At 32.1% G+C, this 20,679-nt stretch carries 20 protein-coding genes; 14 read left to right on the forward strand and 6 right to left on the reverse strand.

The window, feature by feature from the left end:
- Positions 1-38 precede the first annotated feature (38 nt).
- The 10 genes from eno to MSM_RS07265 all read left to right on the forward strand — a co-directional run bounded on the left by eno (position 39) and on the right by MSM_RS07265 (position 9,984).
- A complete protein-coding gene (gene eno, locus MSM_RS07220) occupies positions 39-1,283 on the forward strand; it encodes a phosphopyruvate hydratase (protein ID WP_019262796.1) in 1,245 nt (414 codons plus the stop codon).
- Between the two features lie 23 nt (positions 1,284-1,306).
- Positions 1,307-1,501, forward strand: coding sequence for a 4Fe-4S dicluster domain-containing protein (locus MSM_RS07225; protein WP_004033287.1), 195 nt, complete (start codon positions 1,307-1,309; stop codon positions 1,499-1,501).
- A gap of 52 nt (positions 1,502-1,553) precedes the next feature.
- Positions 1,554-2,150 carry a 30S ribosomal protein S2 gene (gene rpsB, locus MSM_RS07230; protein ID WP_004033290.1) on the forward strand — a complete coding sequence of 199 codons (597 nt, stop codon included), beginning with the start codon at positions 1,554-1,556 and terminating at the stop codon, positions 2,148-2,150.
- Positions 2,151-2,159: 9 nt separating this feature from the next.
- Complete coding sequence (gene amrB / locus MSM_RS07235; protein WP_011954507.1) at positions 2,160-3,008, forward strand: AmmeMemoRadiSam system protein B; 849 nt, start codon at positions 2,160-2,162, stop codon at positions 3,006-3,008.
- Positions 3,009-3,019: 11 nt separating this feature from the next.
- On the forward strand, positions 3,020-3,982 hold the full coding sequence (gene mvk / locus MSM_RS07240) for a mevalonate kinase (RefSeq protein ID WP_004033293.1): 963 nt from the start codon (positions 3,020-3,022) through the stop codon (positions 3,980-3,982).
- A 5-nt stretch (positions 3,983-3,987) separates the two neighbouring features.
- On the forward strand, positions 3,988-4,785 hold the full coding sequence (locus tag MSM_RS07245) for an isopentenyl phosphate kinase (RefSeq protein ID WP_004033295.1): 798 nt from the start codon (positions 3,988-3,990) through the stop codon (positions 4,783-4,785).
- A gap of 7 nt (positions 4,786-4,792) precedes the next feature.
- Complete coding sequence (fni, locus tag MSM_RS07250) at positions 4,793-5,839, forward strand: type 2 isopentenyl-diphosphate Delta-isomerase (protein ID WP_011954508.1); 1,047 nt, start codon at positions 4,793-4,795, stop codon at positions 5,837-5,839.
- Positions 5,840-5,845: 6 nt separating this feature from the next.
- Positions 5,846-7,210: an RNase J family beta-CASP ribonuclease gene (locus MSM_RS07255; RefSeq protein WP_004033300.1), complete on the forward strand. Its 1,365-nt coding sequence runs from the start codon at positions 5,846-5,848 to the stop codon at positions 7,208-7,210.
- A 1-nt stretch (position 7,211) separates the two neighbouring features.
- Complete coding sequence (gene idsA / locus MSM_RS07260; RefSeq protein WP_011954509.1) at positions 7,212-8,204, forward strand: short chain isoprenyl diphosphate synthase IdsA; 993 nt, start codon at positions 7,212-7,214, stop codon at positions 8,202-8,204.
- Between the two features lie 373 nt (positions 8,205-8,577).
- Positions 8,578-9,984, forward strand: a complete 1,407-nt coding sequence (locus MSM_RS07265) for a DUF2142 domain-containing protein (protein WP_048058641.1) — start codon at positions 8,578-8,580, stop codon at positions 9,982-9,984.
- On the opposite strand, the gene MSM_RS07270 is transcribed toward MSM_RS07265, so the two are convergent.
- A complete protein-coding gene (locus MSM_RS07270; protein ID WP_011954511.1) occupies positions 9,962-10,747 on the reverse strand; it encodes a TrmB family transcriptional regulator in 786 nt (261 codons plus the stop codon). The genes MSM_RS07265 and MSM_RS07270 overlap by 23 nt on opposite strands.
- A 115-nt stretch (positions 10,748-10,862) precedes the next feature.
- Between MSM_RS07270 and hcp the strand changes: the two genes are divergently transcribed.
- Positions 10,863-12,158, forward strand: a complete 1,296-nt coding sequence (hcp, locus tag MSM_RS07275; protein ID WP_011954512.1) for a hydroxylamine reductase — start codon at positions 10,863-10,865, stop codon at positions 12,156-12,158.
- Position 12,159: 1 nt separating this feature from the next.
- A complete protein-coding gene (locus MSM_RS07280) occupies positions 12,160-12,489 on the forward strand; it encodes a cupin domain-containing protein (RefSeq protein ID WP_004033310.1) in 330 nt (109 codons plus the stop codon).
- Between the two features lie 78 nt (positions 12,490-12,567).
- Here the strand turns inward: MSM_RS07280 and MSM_RS07285 are convergent, their stop codons facing one another.
- From MSM_RS07285 to MSM_RS07300, 4 genes are read right to left on the reverse strand one after another with little or no spacing between them, the layout of a single operon-like run.
- Entirely contained in the window at positions 12,568-13,386 is an 819-nt protein-coding gene (locus MSM_RS07285) for a class I SAM-dependent methyltransferase (protein WP_011954513.1), read from the reverse strand.
- 27 nt (positions 13,387-13,413) lie between these two features.
- Positions 13,414-14,493: a tetratricopeptide repeat protein gene (locus tag MSM_RS07290; protein WP_011954514.1), complete on the reverse strand. Its 1,080-nt coding sequence runs from the start codon at positions 14,491-14,493 to the stop codon at positions 13,414-13,416.
- Positions 14,494-14,508: 15 nt separating this feature from the next.
- Positions 14,509-15,537: an aldo/keto reductase gene (locus tag MSM_RS07295; protein WP_011954515.1), complete on the reverse strand. Its 1,029-nt coding sequence runs from the start codon at positions 15,535-15,537 to the stop codon at positions 14,509-14,511.
- Positions 15,538-15,546: 9 nt separating this feature from the next.
- The gene (locus MSM_RS07300) at positions 15,547-16,551 is read right to left on the reverse strand and encodes a tetratricopeptide repeat protein (RefSeq protein ID WP_011954516.1); all 1,005 of its coding nucleotides are present in this window, start codon (positions 16,549-16,551) and stop codon (positions 15,547-15,549) included.
- Positions 16,552-16,681: 130 nt separating this feature from the next.
- Between MSM_RS07300 and MSM_RS07305 the strand changes: the two genes are divergently transcribed.
- On the forward strand, positions 16,682-18,349 hold the full coding sequence (locus MSM_RS07305; protein WP_004035429.1) for a glutamate--tRNA ligase: 1,668 nt from the start codon (positions 16,682-16,684) through the stop codon (positions 18,347-18,349).
- 9 nt (positions 18,350-18,358) lie between these two features.
- Positions 18,359-18,817 (forward strand): hypothetical protein, encoded by a 459-nt coding sequence (locus tag MSM_RS07310; protein ID WP_004033322.1) that lies wholly within the window; start codon positions 18,359-18,361, stop codon positions 18,815-18,817.
- 26 nt (positions 18,818-18,843) lie between these two features.
- Here MSM_RS07310 and MSM_RS07315 read toward each other — a convergent pair whose 3' ends face one another.
- On the reverse strand, positions 18,844-20,559 hold the full coding sequence (locus tag MSM_RS07315) for a hypothetical protein (RefSeq protein ID WP_011954517.1): 1,716 nt from the start codon (positions 20,557-20,559) through the stop codon (positions 18,844-18,846).
- Positions 20,560-20,679 lie beyond the last annotated feature (120 nt).

A 20,679-nucleotide genomic window follows, 5' to 3' on the forward strand; every position in this document is an offset into this window, starting at 1 on the left:
TATATGGTAATAAATTAATTGACACTGAGGTGTTTTTTTTGGATAGTATAATAGAAGATGTCCAGGTTCGTAAGATTTTGGACAGCAGAGGAAACCCAACTGTTGAAGTAGATGTAATTACTTGGAACGGGTTTGGTAGAGCTGCTGCACCAAGTGGGGCAAGTACTGGTTCAAGAGAAGTAGTATCATTCCCTGAAGGTGGAGTGGACGTAATTGTAAGTGAAATTGAAGACATTATCGCTTCTGAACTTATTGGAATGGATGCTGAAGATATAGCTACTATTGATGAAGTTTTAAGAGAAGTCGATGGAACTGACAATCTTTCAGCTATTGGTGGTAACACTACTGTAGCTGTTTCCATGGCTGTAGCTAAAGCAGCTGCTGCATCATATAACATGCCGTTATACAAATTTTTAGGAGGAAACTTAGTAAATGAATTACCTTTCCCTCTCGGAAATATGATGAATGGTGGAGCACATGCAGGAGTTAATGCACCAGATATTCAGGAATTTTTAGTAGTTCCTGTCGGTGCAAAAAATATGGTTGAAGCAGTATTTGCAAATTCAAGTGTTCACAAAAGATTAAAAGAATTAATCCAAACCAAAGACTCCAATTTCACTGGTGGAAAAGGAGACGAAGGTGGATGGGTACCTAACATTACTAATGATGCTGCTTTGGAAATTCAAGCTCAGGCATGTGAAGAAGTTGGTGATGAACTTGGTATTGAAATCAGACCTTCCTTAGATATGGCTGCTTCTGAATTATGGAATGCAGATGAACAGAAATATATTTATGCTCAAGATGGTATCAAAAGAGATACTGGAGATCAAATTGACTTTGTAAAAGACATTATTGAAACTTACAACATGTTTTATGTAGAAGACCCATTTGACGAGTCTGATTTTGACGGATTTGCTCAATTAACTTCTAAAGTTGGAGACAAATGTCTTATTTGTGGTGACGATTTATTCGTAACTAACAAAGAAATTTTAGCTAAAGGTATTGAAATGAATGCGGCTAATGCAATCATTATTAAACCAAATCAAATAGGTTCTTTATCTGAAACTTATGCTACTGTAAAATTAGCTAAAGAAAATGATATTGTACCTGTTGTTTCCCACAGGTCTGGTGAAACTACTGATGCAACTATTGCTCATTTGGCTGTTGGTTTCGGTTCTCCTATGATTAAAACCGGAGCTATCGGTGGAGAAAGAATAGCTAAATTAAACGAGCTCATCCGTATTGAAGAAGAACTTCCTAATCCAAAAATGGGTGAATTTTAGACAAGCTTATTGGAGATTTGGATATGCCTATTGTAACTATTAATTATGATAAGTGTAAAGGTATTGATTGTGCAGAATGTGTTGACGTTTGCCCAATGGAAGTTTTAGTTCTTGAAGGGGACAAAGTTGAAATTGTAGATCCTGAAGACTGCAGTTTCTGTGAAGTTTGTATGGATGTCTGTCCTGAAGAATGTGTCAATGTTGAAGATGATGATTAAATTTATTTAAAAAAAATTATTAAAATATATTATTAAATTAAGGTGATTAATTATGTCCGAACTTTTAATTGAATTAGATAACTACTTAGCAGCAGGTTTACATATCGGAACCCAACAAAAAACCAGCGATATGGAAAAATACATATTCAGAGTAAGATCTGATGGTTTATATGTATTAGATATTCAAAAAACTGATGAAAGAATTAGACAAATTGCTAAACTCTTAGCAAGATACGACCCAGAAGATATTTTAGTAGTAGCTACCAGACAATACGGTCAAGCTCCTGTTAAAAAATTCGGTGAAGTTACCGGTGCAAAAACCATTCCTGGCAGATTCATTCCTGGAACCTTAACTAATCCAACTTATGCAAAATTCATTGAACCAAAAATTATTGTAGTAACTGACCCAAGGTCCGATGCACAAGCAGTTCTTGAATCTAAACAAAACGGAATTCCTGTAATTGCATTATGTGATACTGAAAACTTACTCAGTTTTGTTGATATTGCTATTCCTGTAAACAACAAAGGTAGAAAAGCTATTGCTTTAGTTTACTGGTTACTTGCTAGACAAATCTTAAGGGAAAGAGGTACCATTCCTGAAGATGGTGACTTAGATATTGAAGCTACTGACTTTGAACTTAAATTTTAAGTGAGTTTTATGTTAAGAAAACCTGCAGTTGCTGGAATGTTTTATCCGGATGATTCCGAAGAGCTTGTAAAAACTATTGAAGATTGTTTTTTACACTCTTTCGGCCCAGGTAAAATCCCAGACATTGAATCTTTTGAGGGTAATGATTATCCAGTTAATGTTATGGTTCCGCATGCAGGTTTTCAATATTCTGGAACAATAGCTGCTCATAGCTATTGTGAATTAGCTAAAAATGGTTTTCCTGAAGTTTTTATAATAATTGGTCCGAACCATACTGGTCTGGGCAGTGAAGTTTCAGTTTTCAACAAAGGAGAATGGATAACTCCTCTTGGAAACATTCAGGTTGATGAAGAATTTGCAGATACTTTAATTTCTTTTTCAGATTTTGCATCAGCTGATTTTGCAGCCCATATGAGAGAACATAGTATAGAGGTTCAGCTTCCGTTTTTACAGTATTTTTCCAATGATTTCAAAATAGTTCCTGTTGTACTGGGTTCACAAACAATTTCAGCAGCAAATGATTTGGCGGCAGCTATTTTAAAAGCTGGTGAAAAATTAGATAAATCCTACTGTGTTATAGCTAGCAGTGATTTATCCCATTTCAATACTCAGGAGAGAGCTAATAAAGTTGATGGGTTTGTTTTGGAAGATATTGAAAATATGGATGAATTTAAACTTTTAGAAGAAATTATTCAGTATAACATTACTATGTGCGGTTATGGTCCGGTTATGACTACAATGATACTTTCAAAGATGTGTGGGAAAAACACATCTGAAATACTGGCTTATAAAACCAGTGGAGATATATCTGGTGATTTAAGTTCCGTTGTAGGTTATGCTTCAGGTATTTTTAAATAAGGTGTGTTTATATGAGGGCTTTAGCTTCTGCTCCAGCAAAAACTATTTTGTTTGGTGAACATTCTGTTGTTTATGATGAACCTGCGATTGCAGGAGCAGTTAATAAAAGGGCATATGTTGAAATTACTGAATCAAAGACGGATAAATCTATTTTAAAGTCTTATGATTTGAATTTTGAAGCTGAGTTAGATACTAAACATAAAAAATATAATTTAAAAAGAGGAAAGCCAGGTATTATTCGATATATTTTAGAAGCTCTTAATAAAGTTCACGATCACAGTCCAATTGTGATGAAATTATCTTCAAATATTCCTATTGGCTCTGGGCTTGGTTCATCTGCTGCAGTTACAGTAGCTACACTTGCTGCACTGTACAGATTTCACAATATAAGATTCAACAAGAAATCTTTAGCTCATGATGCACATATGGTTGAACAGGCAGTTCAGGGAATAGCCAGTCCGTTGGATACATTGGTTTCCACTTATGGTGGGCTTGTTTATTTGTCCAGAAATAAGAAAGTGGAGCATTTCAAGGTTAACTTCAATGCGCCGTTTGTTGTAGGATATACAAATAAACATGGCAATACTGGCAAAATGGTTAAGGATGTCAGACTCTTAAAAAACAGAAATCCGAAAATTATCAATCCTGTTATTAGTGCAATGGGACAGTTAACTAACTATGCCAAACAAGCTATATTGAAACGTGATTTTGATAAAATAGGGGAGTTAATGAACCTGAATCATGGATTTTTGGATGTTTTAGGAGTAAATACTTTAGAATTGTCCCGTATGGTTTATACTGCTAGGGAATGTGGTGCTATTGGTTCTAAAATCACAGGAGCTGGTGGTGGAGGAAGTATTATAGCACTTTGTCCAAATAGTGTAGATGAAGTTGCCCGCGGAATTGCTGCAGAAGATAATGTTTTAAAAATAAGATTTACCAGAAAAGGTGTTTCTTCAAGGGTTTACAAGTGATTTATATGATTATTTTAAAAATTGGAGGAAGTATCTTAACAAATAAGGATGCTGCTGAAAGCGAAATTGATGAGAAAAACTTGTCAAGGATTGCAAAGGAAATTAAATCCTCACTTGATAATGATTCTAAGGAAATAATAATTGTTCATGGTGCAGGATCATTTGGCCACCCTCCAGCTAAAGAATATAAAATTGGAGAACCTTTTGACAAAGATGAATATCCTCAAAAAAGAATAGGATTTTCTAAAACACAAAATGCAGTTAAAAGATTAAACATGCTTATTTGTGATGAATTTATAAAAGAAGATTTGCCTGTTGTAGCTGTTCCGGCTTCAAGTTTTATGGTAGCTACTAATAAAAGAATAACTGAAGGCGATTTAGATAGCTTTAAAAGATATTTAAATAAAGGATTTATTCCAGTTATTTATGGGGATGTTGTTTTAGATAATGATTTGGAAATCTGTGTTATTTCTGGTGATCAGATTATTCAATATTTAGCTAAAAATCTTAATCCGGATAAGGTTATTTTAGGAACTGATGTTGACGGAGTTTATAATAAAAATCCTAAAACCCATGATGATGCGGTTTTCTTTGATAAATTTTCTTCACTTGAAGATTTGGATACCTTAGAAGGAACTACCAATATTGATGTTACTGGCGGAATGGTCGGTAAGATTAAAGAGCTTTTATATTTGGCAGATTTGGGAATAGAATCTAAAATAATAAATGCTGAAATTGAAAATAATATTTTCAAAGCTTTAAATAATGATCAAGTAAAGGGAACTGTTATTTCAAGGGGATAATAAAAACATGATTTCAGATAGAAAATTAGAGCATCTATTAATTTGTAAAAATTATGATGTTGAATTTAAAAATAAAAAAACTGGTTTCGAAGATGTTGAATTAATCCACAAAGCACTTCCGGAAATTGATAAAAACGAAATTGATTTATCAACTTCTGTTTTTGGTAAAAAATTAGATTCTCCTTTATTTATAACTGCTATTACTGGAGGACATCCTGCTGCAAAAGCCATTAACAAACAATTGGCTATTGCCGCAGAAAGTAAAAATATTGCTTTAGGTGTTGGCAGTCAGAGAGCTGCTATTGAACATCCTGAACTTGCAGATACATATACTGTTGTTAGAAAAAATGCTCCTGATTGTTTGCTTGTTGGTAATATTGGAGCACCTCAATTGGATTTGGCTGATAAAGCTGTTGAAATTTTAGATGCAGATATTTTAGCTATTCATTTAAATCCTCTTCAGGAATCAATACAGCCTGAAGGAGATTTGGATGCAAGAGGTTATCTTGATTCAATAAATCAGATAACTAAAAGAGTTGATATTCCTGTTATGGCTAAAGAAACCGGCTGCGGAATATCTGCTGAAATGGCAAAACAATTGGTTGATGCCGGCGTTAGTTATATTGATATTGAAGGTGCAGGAGGAACAAGCTGGGCTGCTGTTGAGACTTACAGAGCTGAAGACAGGTATTTAGGTGAAACATTTTGGGACTGGGGAATTCCAACAGCTATCAGTACAGTAGAAGTTGCTGATGCGGTAGATGTTCCGGTTGTTTCATCAGGAGGTATCAGATCAGGTCTTGAAGCTGCAAAAGCTATTGCTCTTGGAGCTGATAGTGTAGGTATGGCATTACCATTTTTAAAACACTCTGTTTCTGAAGAACAATTAACTACATTCATTGACAGATTCAATGATTCTCTAAGAATAGCTATGTTTTTAGTTGGCGCAAATAATATCGAAGAACTCAAAAATTCAAACTTGGTTATAAGTGGAAAAACAAGAGAATGGCTTAATGAAAGAGGAATTAACACAAAGAAATATTCAAGGAGATAAAAACATATGAGTGTTGAAGTAATCGCAATTGGCGGATATGAAGAAGTCGGGAAGAACATGACTGCTGTCAAGATTGGCGAAGATGTTATCATTTTTGATATGGGAATACACTTGGACAGGATCAATATTCACGAAGATACTGATATTGATAGGATGCACAGTCTAGATTTAATTGAAAGGGGAATTATTCCGGATGACACTTTAATGAAAGATGTTGACGGTAAAGTAAAAGGAATAATCTTCTCTCACGGTCACTTGGACCATATTGGTGCAGTAGCTAAATTGGCTCACAGATATGATGCTCCATTAATTGGAACTCCATATACAACTGCACTTGTTGAAAAACAAATTAAAGGGGAACGTAAATTTAAAGTAAATAATCCAATCAGACCTTTAAACCCCGGAAGTAAAATGAAGCTGTCTAAAAATATTACTTTGGAATTTGTTCAATCAACACACAGTATTCCGCAAGCAGTTTTTCCGGTTTTACATACTCCTGAAGGAATTATTGTTTATGCACTTGATTTTAAATTTGATAATCATCAAAAAGTATCTCCACCACCTGATTATAAAAGATTAAGGGAATTAGGTAGGAAAGGAGTTCTTACTCTTATTGTAGAAACTACTAATGCAAAAAATACAGAGGAAGTTAAAACTTATTCTGAAAGAATTGCAAGAAATATTTTGGAAGATGTAATGCACGGACCGTTATATGAGAAAAAAGGTATGATTGTTACTACTTTTGCTTCTCATATTGAAAGGGTTCAGGCTATTGCAGACATTGCTAAAAAAAGCCACAGGGAAATTTATTTCCTTGGAAGATCCATGGAAAGGTTCTGTGGCATTGCACAAAAACAGGGTATTTTAAAATTACCTAAAAATGCAAGTATTTATGGAAGCCCAAAAGCAGTTAATAAAGCTTTAATGAGAGCTGATGAAGACAGAGAAAAATATTTGCTTGTAACTACTGGACACCAAGGGGAACCAGATGCATTGCTTCCTAGAATAGCCAGTAACAGAACTCCATTCAATATTAAAGAGGGAGATAATGTTATTATTTCTGCACCGATTATTCCAAATCCAACAAATGCTGCTAACAGGCATATTATGGAAAGTAAATTAAGGTCAAAAGGTGCAAGAATTTATTCAAATGCCCATGTTTCAGGGCATGCTGGAAGAGAAGACCACAGGGAATTCTTACGTATGTTAAAACCACAGCATATTATTCCGGCTCACGGAGATTTATCAATGCTTGCTGCTTACGGAGAATTAGCTGAAGAGGAAGGTTACAGAATTGGTTATAATGTTCATATATTAAGAAATTCACAAGCACAAGTTTTTGAAAATGAACGTGCACATGGAGGAAATTAGCATGGATGTAATAGAAGAATTGGGAAATTATTCCGTTGATATTAGTAAAACAATAGAAGAAGAATTATCTTGCATAGTTCCAAACAATCTTCAAGAAGCTTCAATTTATTTAACTAAAGCTGGAGGTAAAATGCTTAGACCAGCTTTAACTTTAATTACTTCTGAAGCAGTTGGCGGATCTAGGGATAATTCATTGAAATCTGCTGCAGCTATTGAACTTATCCATACATTTTCACTTATTCATGATGATATCATGGATGACGATGATATGAGAAGAGGAAAACCTGCAGTACATAAAGTTTGGGATGAAAATGTAGCTATTTTAGCTGGAGATACTTTATTTTCAAAAGCTTTTGAAATAATTATGAATTCAGACCCTGAAAAAAATACACCGACTCAGTTAAGCCAGACATTAGCTACTGTAGCTGATGCTTGTGTTAAAATTTGTGAAGGTCAGGCTTCCGATATGAGTTTTGAAGATAGGTATGATGTATCTGAAGAAGAATATTTGGACATGATCTTTAAAAAGACCGGTGCATTAATAGCTGCTGCTTCCAAAGCTGGAGCCATTATGGGTGGAGCCAATCAGGAAGTAATCGATGCAATGTATGATTACGGAAGATTAATTGGTCTTGCTTTCCAAATTCAGGATGATTATTTAGATTTAGCTAGTGATGAAGAAACATTAGGTAAACCTATTGGAAGTGACATAGCTAAAGGTAAAATGACCATTATAGCTATTAAGGCTTTAGCTGCTTCTGAGGGTGAAGACAATAAAAAATTATTAGAAATCTTAAAAGATGATAATAATTCACAGGAAGATATAGATGTGGCTCTTGATTTATTCAATAAATATGGGGCTATTGAATATGCTAAAAATGTTGCATTAGAAAATGTAACTTCTGCTAAAAAACTACTCGAAATATTGCCTGATTCTGAAAGTAAACAGATGCTTTTTGACCTTGCAGATTTTGTACTTGAAAGGCATTCTTAAATTCATTTGGGATTTCAAATCCTATTTCTTTCTTTTTTTGATTAACTGATTTATTTTATATATTTAAATATTTTATGCTGTTTTTTTTTAAATAAAACAATTTTAAAATAGTTTTAATTCTTTTTATATTCAATAAACATTTAAACAGATATTCTTAAATCTCTGATGGGACTTGGGTGGTATTTCTCTTGACTTTTAGTAAAGTTTGATTAATTACCGTTAAACTAACAATATTTATACTACATCATATTAATATTAATATATGAACTTTAATTCTGCACGAGACATTATTTCAGAGTATAAACAAACCCTCACAACCAATAAAAAATTTATTTTAATTTATTTGGCGGGGATTTTGTTTTTTGTATTTTCAATGTTTTGCCGGGATAACTTCATTTACTTTAAAGGGGAGTTAATAGGTTTAGCTATTCTTTTGGTTTTTGGAAGTTTTGGCATATTGTATGGTATTAAACATAAAAAAGAACCTCATAAAGTTGCTTTTGTAATTATTATTCTTTTTGGGTTGCTGATGGTATTTTTTGCACCTCCAATGTCATTTCCAGATGAAGCTATTCATTTTGCACGTGCAGAATCTATAACTGAAGGTGTTTTATACCCTGTAAAAACCCCTAACGGTTATTATATTCAGGATTATTTTTTTGAAATGAATCAGGCAAAAGCAGGAACAACAGTTATTATGTATGATTTTAATAAGCCTATAAATGATTCATGGGGTTATTGGCCGGCATCTACAAACACTCCATTTTATTCTTATTTATTTTCGGCTTTGGGAATTTTAATAGCTAAATGTCTGGATTTGTCTGTTATATGGACATTATGGTTAGGAAGACTGGCTAATTTATTATTGTATGGAGGTTTTGTTTATTTTGCAATTAAAAAAGCTCCTGTTTATAAGATGCCATTGCTGTTTATGGCTTGTTTGCCGATTGCAGTTTCCCAAGCTTCATCATTTAGTTATGATGCATTTATATTTGGCTGTGCTATAGTGATGTTTGCTTATTTTGTCTACATGTATAAAAATAAGTTTGAAACTAAAGATTTGGCCATATTTTTCATAGCATGTTTGCTGATGAGTTTAATAAAGCCACCTTATGTCTTTTTAGCTTTGAGTATATTTGCTGTTCCTAAGGAGAATTTTCCATCTGCAAAACTTCAGAAATATTCTGCAATTGTCACATTTGCAGTTTTTGTAATTGTAATAATGTATTTTGGAAATTTTTTTAATCAGTTTATTGGTGCTAGTCAACACACTACAGATTATGTATTGAATAGCCGTAATGCATCATTTACCGCCCAGATGGAATATATTATGGGTAATCCTACAGCTATTGGTACTTTGATGTTGTTTGCAGTCAAATCTGTATTTGATGTATTTGTTGTCAATTCAACATTTTATCATTTTGCAGATTTTAAAGGGTTGATTTTATTTAATGCAATTTATCTGGTCTTTTTTGCTGTATTTTCTGTTGGATATCAGTATGAATTAAATCTGTCCAGAAAAAGAAGGCTAATATTAACTGCTATTGTTTTACTTGTGTACTTTTCAATATTCGGTATTTTATACTGTACATGGACTCCTGTTGGTGCAAGTTACATTGTCGGAATTCAAACAAGATATTTTGTTCCAATGCTTCCGTTAATTCCTTTAATAGTAAATATAAAACATGAGAAATTTGAAAATAGGGATGATTTATTTTTAACTTTAATAATAGTGTTTTTAGCAGGTTTATTTTTACTTACTGTTTCACATTATTATTAGCTATTTTTTTTAGCTGATTTTCAAATCTTTCATTATAGTTGTTTGCTATTTCTTCGTACTGGTTCCAGATTCCGATAGCAGTATTTGGAAGTATTTCACCATTTTCCTTTGAAAATTTTGAATATATATGCATCATTTCTTTTGAATCAGATATTAACAGTTTAACATAAGGAATATCCGTTGTATAGACATTTACATTTTTCTGATTAACTAATTTGGAAATATTAAATTCTTTGTAGGATATCCGGCAGTAAGGTGAAACCATAAGGTTTATTTTAACATTTTCAGATTTTAAAAGAAGTTCATAAACTAATTTGGATCCTTCGTCCTGAAGTAAAAATCCTATTCTCATATTTATTGTTTTTTTAGACTGTCTGATGATTTCCAGTTCTTTATCGATTATATTGTCCAGGCCACTTATTCTCCAAATTGGAGCTTCAACTTCAGATATTTTCTTTTCATATAATGTATTCAGATTTTCGCCGGTTTTATTAATTCTTCTGATAAATTTTTCTTTTTCCCTTTTCAATACATTAATCGGAGGATTTACATGATATGTTAAGGGCCGTCCACTTTCTATTTTGATGTAGTCTTTTGAATTTAATCTTTTTAAGACATCATATATTTTGGATCTTGGTATATCTGATTTGTCACTTATTTCATCAGCTGTGGCCTGAATTAGTGAACTTAATGTAATATATGCTTTAGCTTCGTATGTGGTTAGCCCCAATTGTTTTAATAAGTTGATGTCTTCCTGTTTCATAGTAATTATTTTGTTTTATCCATTAATATAACTTACTTTTCACCCTTAACAAGTTACAAAATCTTTATAATGGATTAAATCAACTGTTATTATAATAAATAATGAGGTGGTTATTATGGTAGATATGTTTTGTTATCAATGTTCACAAACTGCAAAAGGTACCGGATGCACTGTACGTGGAGTTTGTGGCAAAGAACCAACTGTAGCTAGATTACAGGATAATTTGATTTTTGCTTTAAAAGGAATGAGTGCATACAATTATAATGCAAACGTTTTGGGAGTTAAAGACTCTGATGTTGATGAATTCTTAACTAAAGGATTGTATTCCACATTAACTAATGTTAATTTTGATGCTGAAGACTTGATTAATTTGGGACTGGAAGCTGGTGAAGCCAATGTTAAAGTAATGAAAATGCTTAAACAAGCACATATTGACCATTATGGTGAGCCGGAACCTGCAGAAGTAAAAGTAGGTGCACAGGAAGGTCCAGCAATAATTGTTACAGGTCATGATTTGAAAGCATTAGATGAATTGTTAAAACAGACTGAAGGAACTGATGTAAAAGTTTATACTCACTCTGAAATGTTGCCTGCACATGGTTATCCTGAACTTAGAAAATATGAAAATTTAGCAGGTCAGCTTGGAGGAGCATGGTTTGACCAAAAAGACATATTCTCTAAATATAATGCAGCTATTGTAGCAACAAGCAACTGTGTACTGCTTCCAAAAGATGAATATGCAGACAGAATTTTCACTATGGATGTAGCTAAATTACCGGATACTCCAGTAGTAGAAAATTACGACTTCAAACCAGTTATTGACAAGGCTATTGAATTAGGTGGTTTAGATGCTGAAGAATTAACAACAATCACTACAGGATTTGGAGCATCTACAGTGCTTTCACTTGCTGATAAGATTAAAGAATTGGTTGAAGCAGGTAAAATCAAAAGATTCTTCTTAGTAGGAGGATGTGATGGACCATTCCCTAAATCTAACTACTACAGAGAATTTGTACAAAACTTACCTGAAGATGTTGTTGTACTGACATTAGCCTGTGGTAAATTCAAATTCAATGATTTGGATTTGGGAGATATTGAAGGAGTACCAAGACTTATAGATTTAGGTCAATGTAATGATGCAATTGTTGCAGTAGATATTGCACTTGCATTATGTGACTTATTTGGAGTTGGATTAAATGAATTACCACTTACTATTGTTTTAAGTTGGATGGAACAAAAAGCAGCAGCTATTTTATGGAGTTTATTATATCTGGGCAAAACAGATATGCTTATTGGACCTGTGTTACCTGCATGGGCAAATGAAGACATACTTAATTACCTAGTAAATACATATAATCTAACACCAATTGGTGATCCGATTGAAGATATTAAAAAAATAATGGGCGAATAAAATGAGCGAAGATATTAAAGCTAAATCTTTAAACATTGAAAATTTGGTTGATTATCAAAAAGATACGGTAGTTAGTAGGGAAGTAATCAAAAAAGAGCTTGGAACAGTAACATTTTTTGCATTTGACAAAGGTCAAGGCTTAAGTGAACACTCTGCACCATTTGATGCTATGGTTCAAGTAATTGATGGTGAAGCAGAAATAACTATTTCAGGTAATAAAAATATTGTAAAAAAAGGTGAAATGATTATTATGCCAGCTAATGAGCCTCATGCTCTTCAAGCTGTTAATATGCCATATAAAATGATTTTAACTATGATTAAATCTGATTAAAATCATTTATTTTACTTTTTTGATTGCTGAAAAGATTTGTGTAATTAGGGTTATTTATAATGTGAAAATTATAAATAACTACTTTTTCCACCAAATTAAAATCCAGTCAGCTTTATCTTTTTTATTGTATAATTTTCCTGTTTCAGAATCTTTTTTAAGAATTTCATTAAGGTATTTTCTCAATTGTGCTTTTTCATCATCATTAAGTAAATCCAGCCTAAATTTACCGTTGTCCATAGCTTCTTCAATGCTGCTGTATTCTCTATATGCTTTAATGTCCAGGCGTTCTATATTGGCATAAATCCCCATGTTGTAGAGTATATTAAACATATAATTATACTCTGGAAACGGCTTATTTTCTTTTCCGATGTATTCATTGAATTCTTTTTCTATTTTCCAATTTTCAGGACCAAATAAAGTGATAAAAACATATTTGTTAGCTATTTCATTTATTGTTTTAAGAGTTTCTTCAATTGGGATTATTCCATTTAATGACCTTGAAGCAAGTACGACATCATAATCTCCAATTTCTTCATAACTAATATCCTCTAAGGATTTTAAAATAGTGTCCACGTTTTTGATATTTTGTTCTTGAGCTCTTTGGTTTAATAGTTCCAACATTTTAGTTGATGAATCAACACCTGTTACTTTTCTAACTTGTTTAGCTATAGGTAGGGTAATTGACCCTTCACCACAGCCTAAATCTAAAAGACTGTCATTTTCATTTAAAATAAGCTTTGAGAATAATAAATCATGATAATCATCTTTTTTAGCTCTTTTATGAAAATGGGGAGCTGCTTTATCCCAGTCTTTGTTTTTGTCTGTCTTTTGTTTGAGTGCTTCTTGCCAATATTTAAGCCAGTCAACTTCGTTCGGATTGGTTATAGTCTGTTTCATTGCATTTACTTCCTTTTTTTAATTTACCTAAAAACGTGATTCATAAATCTGTTTAGCTAGTGAAGCTACAGCAGTAATTAAAAATATTATATTTGCAGCTAATTTAACTGTGCCATTAACAGGCAGAAAATTAACTAAAATAGCCAGAGCTAAAAAAATATAAACTAATTTGCTTAAATTAATTGTGTGTTTGCTATATTTAAGATCAGCTATGCCCATATTAAGTAGTTCCTGCTTTTCTTTTTCACAATCTTTCAATAATTTTATTCCCTCTTCATTTAAATCGGCACGAATTTCTATAGCAAGGATTATGTCCATTGTTTTATTTAAACATTTCATTGCCTCTTCGTATTTCTGCAATTGAATTAATGATAGAGCTTTTTTGTGATACCATTCAATACTTAGGTATTCTTTACTTCCACTTAATGATTTTATTCCAATATCGAAGCATTTAATAGCTTTTTCGTGTTGGTTTAAATTAATGTAAATGTCTCCTTTTATAAGAACCCCTTCAATAACCCTTTCTTTTTTCAGGCATTTGTTAACTAGTTTCAAAGCTTCCTGATTTTCATTATTTTTACATAATAATTTGGCTTTTATTAGCATGGCTAAAATGCTGTCGGGATATTCGCCAAGCAGTTTATTTGCATAATTCAGGCAATTTTCGTCTGATTCCTTTTCGAAAGTGTAAATTAGTTTAAGTTCGCAAAGCTTTTCTTTTGACTCACAGGTGATTAGTTCATCACTGTATGGACTTTCATGATAATTCTCAATAAGATTGTCAATAATTTGTTTGGATTCTTCTTCATTTCCTTTTGCAGATGATGCAATAGCTTTTTGAAAACGAATGGATGTTGAGTCTGGCCGTTCTTCCAAATATTTATTGAAGTATTTTTCACCATAATCATTGTTGTCATGATATGCGTCTTCAATTAGGTGGTAATAACCTCTTAGAGGAAGTGCAGGTATGTAATTTTTTTCCAGAAGCAAATTATTGATTTCTAAAAATTCTTTCATGTTCTTTTTTTGAAATAATATAAATGAAAGCTGGTTTGCCTTTTCATATTCTTCGTTGTTTATTAGTTTAATCGCTTTTTTATTTACCATATTTAATTTCACCTATCAATCTACGATGGTTTTTCCGTTTAAGATATTTTCATAATCCTGAATATTTTCTTTAAGTAATTGAGGGATATTTAAACTGTAGGGACATTTTTTAATACATTCTCTACATTCATCACATTTTTTGGCCTGTTTCATTTTAGATTGGAAATCTTCACTTAAACTAGGCTGTGTAGGCATTCTTCTAATCCATAAAGACATTCTGGCACATGTATTAATCTCAATATCATTTGGACAGGGCATACAATAGCCGCATCCTCGACAGAAGTCGTCTCCCAGTTCCTGTTTGTCTTTTTTTATAGCGGTTTTTAATTTATCATCTAAAACCGGAGGATTTTCCTGATAGGATATAAATTCATCCAATTCTGACTCTCTTTGAATTCCCCAGATAGGCAATACATTATCATAATTTGCCATAAATGAATATGCTGCTTTTGAGTTTGTGATTAATCCTCCGCCCATAGCTTTCATGGCCAAAAATCCGACATCTAATTTTTTACATTTTTCAACCAGATTTAGTTCCTGAGCATCGGTTAAATATGAAAACGGAAATTGCAGTGTTTCATAAAGTCCGCTTGAAAGAGCTTGTTTGGCTATTGTAAATTTATGTGAAGTAATTCCGATATGTTTTATTTTCCCTTCGTCTTTAGCTTCCAGCATTGCTTCATAAAGTCCTGATCCGTCATTAGGTTTTGGACAAAATGGAAGATTATGGAACTGGTAAATTTCCACATAATCTGTTTGAAGATTTTTAAGGGAAGTTTCTAAATCCTTCCAGAAATCCTCTGCATTTTCAGCTCCGGTTTTTGTTGCAATAATTACATTTTCCCGTACTTCATTAAGACTGGCACCTAATTTTTCCTCACTGTCTGTATAAAAACGGGCAGTATCATAGAAATTGATTCCATTATTATATGCCTTTTGTATGATTTCGATGGAATCCTTTTTATTTCTTCTTTGTATTGGAAGTGCTCCGAATCCATTTTTGTTAACTTTATAATTTGTTTTCCCAAGTCTAATCATTTTCATTTAGTATCACTAGTATCCAATAATTTTTAAGATAATATAAGCTATTATAATAATTATAAGGGCAATTATTGATGTTTTTGTAGATAGGAATTTAAAATTACTGAAGCGTTTGTCTTCCACATTATTTTTATACATTAATCTGTCTTTTTCAAAGGAACATTTTTGATAAATATCTTCAAGGTTTTTATCTAATCTGCCCTTTTCATTCAACATGTCAATGGTTTTGTTTAAATGCTTGACCGCTTCATCATAGTTTCCAAGTTCAACATTACAAAATGCAGCCTTATAATTGAAATTAGTAACTAACTCCAAGTCATCTTTAACATCTTTTTCATGAGTAATGCATGAATTATAGGAATCCAAAGCTTTTTTATATTCTCCCAATTCATATAATGCATTTCCTTTTGAATTTAAAGCTATTATTGTGTGGTCTTCATCTAAACTTTTATCCAGATATTCCAGTGCCTTTTCATATTCGCCGGTTTTTTCAAGAAGCTGGCCTTTGTAGAAAATTTCTTTTTTATTTTGACCGAATTTCTTTTCATATTTGTTTATTTCATTTAATGCTTTTTTATTTTGATTGTCCTGCATTAAAAGCTCAATTTTACCCATTCTAACTTCTTCATGGCTAATTCTAGGCTCTTCTTTTTGAGAATATGCATCATAATTTTTAAAAGCCTTATCCATATATCCAATAGCTTCTGTTAATTTATTTTTATTGGATAAAGACATTGCTTTATCACATAATCCGTTAATTGACTGGGGCTCTATTTCCAAGTACATATCAAAATATTTTTCACCGTAATCTCCATTGTCATGATTTGGGTCGTAATATTGGTGATAGTGACCCCTTTCTTCAATTGCAGGCAAATATTTTTCTTGAATTAATAAGTCTAAAATAATCAAGTATTCATTTATTTTATCGTTTCCATGTCTTTTTTTAGCTATATCGAGAGCTTTTTTATATTCTTCATTTTTTATTAACTCTTTTGCTTGTTCAAGCTTACTGCTCATTATATCATACCTAAGTTTTTATTCAACTCCGTAAAAATAAATAACTACTCTTAGTGAATATTTATATATTTTCAAGTAAATAAATTATATTATTAATTACTATTTTTATATAAATTGTGATGATGATTTTATGAATGATTTAGAAGAAATTGTCTATAAACATGCTTTATTAAATGCTGCTAAGCATAAAGGAAGTGCAAATCCGGGGGCAGTTATTGGTTCAATTATGAGTCAGGAACCGGATTTAAGAAGTAGAGCAAAAGAAATTGGTCCAATTGCAGGAAAAATTGTAGCTCAGGTTAACAAATTAAGTGAAGATGAACAGTCAGCTCAAATGGCTAAATATCATGTGGAAGTAAAAGAAAATAAACAGAAAAAAGAAGAAGGTCTTCAGGAGCTTCCAGGTTCTCATGATAATGTAGTAATGAGATTTGCTCCAAACCCAAGCGGACCTCTACACATTGGTCATGCCCGTGCAGCAGTTCCAAATGCAGAATATGTTAAAAGATATGGCGGTAAACTTATTTTAAGAATAGAAGATACTGACCCTAAAAGAGTTTTCGAACCTGCATATGATTTGATTCCTCAGGATTTGGAATGGCTGGGAATAAAAGCAGATGAAGTTTACTATCAAAGTGACAGATTTGAGATTTATTATGATTATGCTCGCCAATTGATAGAAAAAGGTGCTGCTTACATGTGTACATGTGACGGTGCTACATTTAAGGAGCTTAAAGATAACTGTAAACCTTGCCCATGTAGGGACAACAGTGTTGAGAAAAACCTTGAATTATGGGATAAATTTGATCAGATGCATGCTGGAGAAGCTGTTTTAAGAGTAAAAACAGATATCAATCATAAAAATCCGGCTATTCGTGACTGGGTAGCTATGCGTATTGTAGAAGAAACCCACCCACGTTTAGGGAATAAATACAGAGTTTACCCTATGATGAACTTTTCAGTAGCTGTGGACGATCATCTAATGGGTATGAGTCATGTACTTAGAGGAAAAGACCATTTGGCAAACAGTGAAAAACAGAAATACCTTTATGACCATATGGGATGGGATGTTCCTGAATTTATCCATTATGGTAGGTTAAAAATGGAAGACATTGCATTAAGTACTTCTAAAGCTCTGGAAGGAATCAGCTCAGGTAAATACTCAGGATGGGATGATCCGAGATTAGGTACCTTAAAAGCAATAGCCAGAAGGGGAATCCAGCCTCAGACAATATACAATTTAATTACTGAAATCGGAGTTAAAATGTCTGATTCAGCTATTAGCTGGAAAAAGATTTACGGATTGAATCGTAATTTCTTAGAACCAATAGCTAACCGTTATTTCTTTGTAGAAAATCCGGTTGAAATAACTGTTGACGGATATGAAGATGGAGCTGTTGATATCGAAAGGCCATTACATGCAGACCATGAAGACAGGGGAAACAGAATATTGCCCTTTGCAGGAAAAGCATATTTGGCTAGTGAAGACGTTAAAGATGGAATATCTCGGTTGATGGATGCAGTAAATGTTGATATTGACGGAGATAAAATTACTTATAATTCAACTTCTTTTGAACAGGCAAGAGATTTGAAAGCTAAAATCATTCAATGGGTTCCGGTTGAAGACAATGTTAATGTAAGTATTGTTATGGATGATGCATCTACAAAAACAGGTCTTGGTGAAGGAGCACTAAAAGATTTAAAAGTTGGGGATGTAGTGCAATTTGAAAGAGTTGGATTTGCCCGTTTGGATGAAATTAAAGATAATGAGTTAGTATTTTATTATGCTCATAAATAGGTAGAAATCATGACACTGTTTACTAACGGATATATCACTCTCCCAATTCCTAAAGGATTTCAAAGCATAAACAGCACAGAGGAATTTGTTGAGTTAGTTTTAGTTGATCCAACAAAACCTATGACTATTAAGGTATCAGTTACTCCTACACTGGCTGGATTGGTTGATATCAAAGAAAGTATTGAAAAAAACTTTGAAAATGGTAATGGAGAATTGATTTTCTCTGATTTTCTCCCTATTAATGAAGATATTTATTACTCAGCTATTTCTTCTATAGATGATGGTGAAGTATCTGCCCGTTGCAATGAATTCCTATTTGTTAAAGACAATAATCTGTATTCTTTTGAATTTGTATATCCTTATGCGGATGCAGAATTGGATGATTTTTATTTAAATATGATTCGTTCATTAAAAATAGGAAAAGCAAAATATATAGTAGAAAAAGAAAGTTACAGGTTAAATGAATAAAAAAATAAGAAAAATTTTTTCTTATTTTAATATATTTTTTTAATGTCTTTTGAATTGATGGTAATTTTTTTACCTCTGTATTTTACAGATATGTCATTACCTCTGATTCCATAGACTTTACTTGAATATGATTCACCGTCATGTTTAAAGATGATTTCAGCACCTTTACGAAGAATTACTTCATCATTGTTTATTTTTATTTTAAGATTATTTTTTTCCGGTTTTTCTTTTATTTTAATGTCGCTTGCACCTGAAGATTCATTCATTCTAAGTGTGTTTTCTGTTTCGGAATTTTTAGCCATGTTAAATACTTTACGGGTATTTTCCTGTCTTAGTAATTGTTCCGGACTTTGTTCCTGATAATCATAGTCACTAGGATAGTCTTCATGTCTTTCATTTACAATAGGTTCATATTCCGGAAATGCAGGTTCTTCATTGTATGCGCCAACATTTCTTAAATACATTTCATCTGCAATGTGTTTTTCTTCAGTTATTGGGGTTTCCGGAGCAAGTTTTTCTTTTACTTCATTAAATATTTTGGAATTTTTAATGGAGTTTGTTATTTTAGCCAAATCTTTTCTGTAATCTAAATCACCTAATTCATTTTCTTCTGTTTCTTCTTCATCTTTAAATAATTCAGATTCTTCTAATGGAGCTCCAAATTCATAATCTTCTTCAACAGCTGGAAGAACACTTAATTCGTTTTCTTTTGAATTGATTTTAGTTGGAGATTTTAAACTTGGTGTTTTTATTTCATCATTGTTAGCTAAAACGTCTGCAACATTTCCTTCATCAGGTGTTTTGTCTTCTTTATCTTCAGTTAAAAGATCTTTAACATTGTCTTCTTTTGAAACGTCAGCACTTTCTTCTTTTTTACCTTTGCCTAAAACTTCTGCAACACTTTCATCTTTTGGTGTTTTGTCCTCTTTTTCATCAGCTTTGATTGCATTAGTTATATCTTCAGCACTTGGTTTTTCTTCAGTCTTATCTTTAGATGCATCATTAATAACATCATAAAGATTAGTTTCTTTACTTTCAGCAGGTGTTTCAGTAATGGACTCACTTTTGATTTCAGTTATAGGATCGTCTTCTTTTTTGCCTGCTTTTCTTTGTTTGATACTTTCTTTAATTTCTGTAGTATCTTCTTTTTCTTTTTTAATGGTTTTAGATTCTTTTTCCCTTTTACTATCTTTTCTTTTTGATTCTTTAATCAATTCGTCGATACTGAATAAATCTTTTAATTCATGTTTTGGTTTTTCTTCCAATGAAATATTATTTTCATTTATTTCTTTTTTGGTGTTTTTGTTATTTTTACTCATAATATCCATCTGGGTTTCGTTTATTGGTTCTTGAAACTTTTGAACTTTGGTTTCATAATTAAAATTTATATGTTTCGCAGGATCTTCTTCATTTTCTGATTTATCGGAAAATAGATGTTCGTTGGTTTCAGGAACAATATAACTATTGAAGTTATCTTCCGGTATTTGGCCTTGTTTTCTTAAGGAAGTACCTTTAGGCTGGTCTTGTTTAGAGAAGTATGTTGAAACAAAAGATTTATTGGGTGCGGTTTTTGATAAATTATTTTCACTGGATTGACTTAATTTGTTTAAACTGTCCTTTGACAATAAAGGAGAGTCGTCTTTTTCTAATTCATCTTTTCTAAAATACAGTTTTACGATAATTATGGCAATTATACCGACTATCGCAATATTAATCCACACTAATATGGTAGTTTCATTCATTTTTTCTCCACTTCCTTATTAAAATTTTATAACTTATAATTATATATCAGTTATTTATAATTATATATCAGTTATTTATAATTATATAGTTTTATATTTTTTAAAATTTTTAAAAAACAG

This window comes from Methanobrevibacter smithii ATCC 35061 (genome assembly GCF_000016525.1).
Taxonomy (GTDB): domain Archaea; phylum Methanobacteriota; class Methanobacteria; order Methanobacteriales; family Methanobacteriaceae; genus Methanocatella; species Methanocatella smithii.

What these genes read in the sequence shown, in the direction of transcription:
- hcp (WP_011954512.1), top strand. Translation starts at nt 10,863, where the DNA reads ATGGTAGATATGTTTTGTTATCAATGTTCACAAACTGCAAAAGGTACC.
- fni (WP_011954508.1), top strand. Translation starts at nt 4,793, where the DNA reads ATGATTTCAGATAGAAAATTAGAGCATCTATTAATTTGTAAAAATTAT.
- MSM_RS07280 (WP_004033310.1), top strand. Translation starts at nt 12,160, where the DNA reads ATGAGCGAAGATATTAAAGCTAAATCTTTAAACATTGAAAATTTGGTT.
- MSM_RS07255 (WP_004033300.1), top strand. Translation starts at nt 5,846, where the DNA reads ATGAGTGTTGAAGTAATCGCAATTGGCGGATATGAAGAAGTCGGGAAG.
- MSM_RS07310 (WP_004033322.1), top strand. Translation starts at nt 18,359, where the DNA reads ATGACACTGTTTACTAACGGATATATCACTCTCCCAATTCCTAAAGGA.
- MSM_RS07300 (WP_011954516.1), bottom strand. Translation starts at nt 16,551, where the DNA reads ATGAGCAGTAAGCTTGAACAAGCAAAAGAGTTAATAAAAAATGAAGAA.
- amrB (WP_011954507.1), top strand. Translation starts at nt 2,160, where the DNA reads ATGTTAAGAAAACCTGCAGTTGCTGGAATGTTTTATCCGGATGATTCC.
- MSM_RS07290 (WP_011954514.1), bottom strand. Translation starts at nt 14,493, where the DNA reads ATGGTAAATAAAAAAGCGATTAAACTAATAAACAACGAAGAATATGAA.
- mvk (WP_004033293.1), top strand. Translation starts at nt 3,020, where the DNA reads ATGAGGGCTTTAGCTTCTGCTCCAGCAAAAACTATTTTGTTTGGTGAA.
- MSM_RS07270 (WP_011954511.1), bottom strand. Translation starts at nt 10,747, where the DNA reads ATGAAACAGGAAGACATCAACTTATTAAAACAATTGGGGCTAACCACA.
- rpsB (WP_004033290.1), top strand. Translation starts at nt 1,554, where the DNA reads ATGTCCGAACTTTTAATTGAATTAGATAACTACTTAGCAGCAGGTTTA.
- MSM_RS07265 (WP_048058641.1), top strand. Translation starts at nt 8,578, where the DNA reads ATGTTTTGCCGGGATAACTTCATTTACTTTAAAGGGGAGTTAATAGGT.
- idsA (WP_011954509.1), top strand. Translation starts at nt 7,212, where the DNA reads ATGGATGTAATAGAAGAATTGGGAAATTATTCCGTTGATATTAGTAAA.
- MSM_RS07305 (WP_004035429.1), top strand. Translation starts at nt 16,682, where the DNA reads ATGAATGATTTAGAAGAAATTGTCTATAAACATGCTTTATTAAATGCT.
- MSM_RS07295 (WP_011954515.1), bottom strand. Translation starts at nt 15,537, where the DNA reads ATGAAAATGATTAGACTTGGGAAAACAAATTATAAAGTTAACAAAAAT.
- MSM_RS07245 (WP_004033295.1), top strand. Translation starts at nt 3,988, where the DNA reads ATGATTATTTTAAAAATTGGAGGAAGTATCTTAACAAATAAGGATGCT.
- MSM_RS07225 (WP_004033287.1), top strand. Translation starts at nt 1,307, where the DNA reads ATGCCTATTGTAACTATTAATTATGATAAGTGTAAAGGTATTGATTGT.
- MSM_RS07285 (WP_011954513.1), bottom strand. Translation starts at nt 13,386, where the DNA reads ATGAAACAGACTATAACCAATCCGAACGAAGTTGACTGGCTTAAATAT.
- MSM_RS07315 (WP_011954517.1), bottom strand. Translation starts at nt 20,559, where the DNA reads ATGAATGAAACTACCATATTAGTGTGGATTAATATTGCGATAGTCGGT.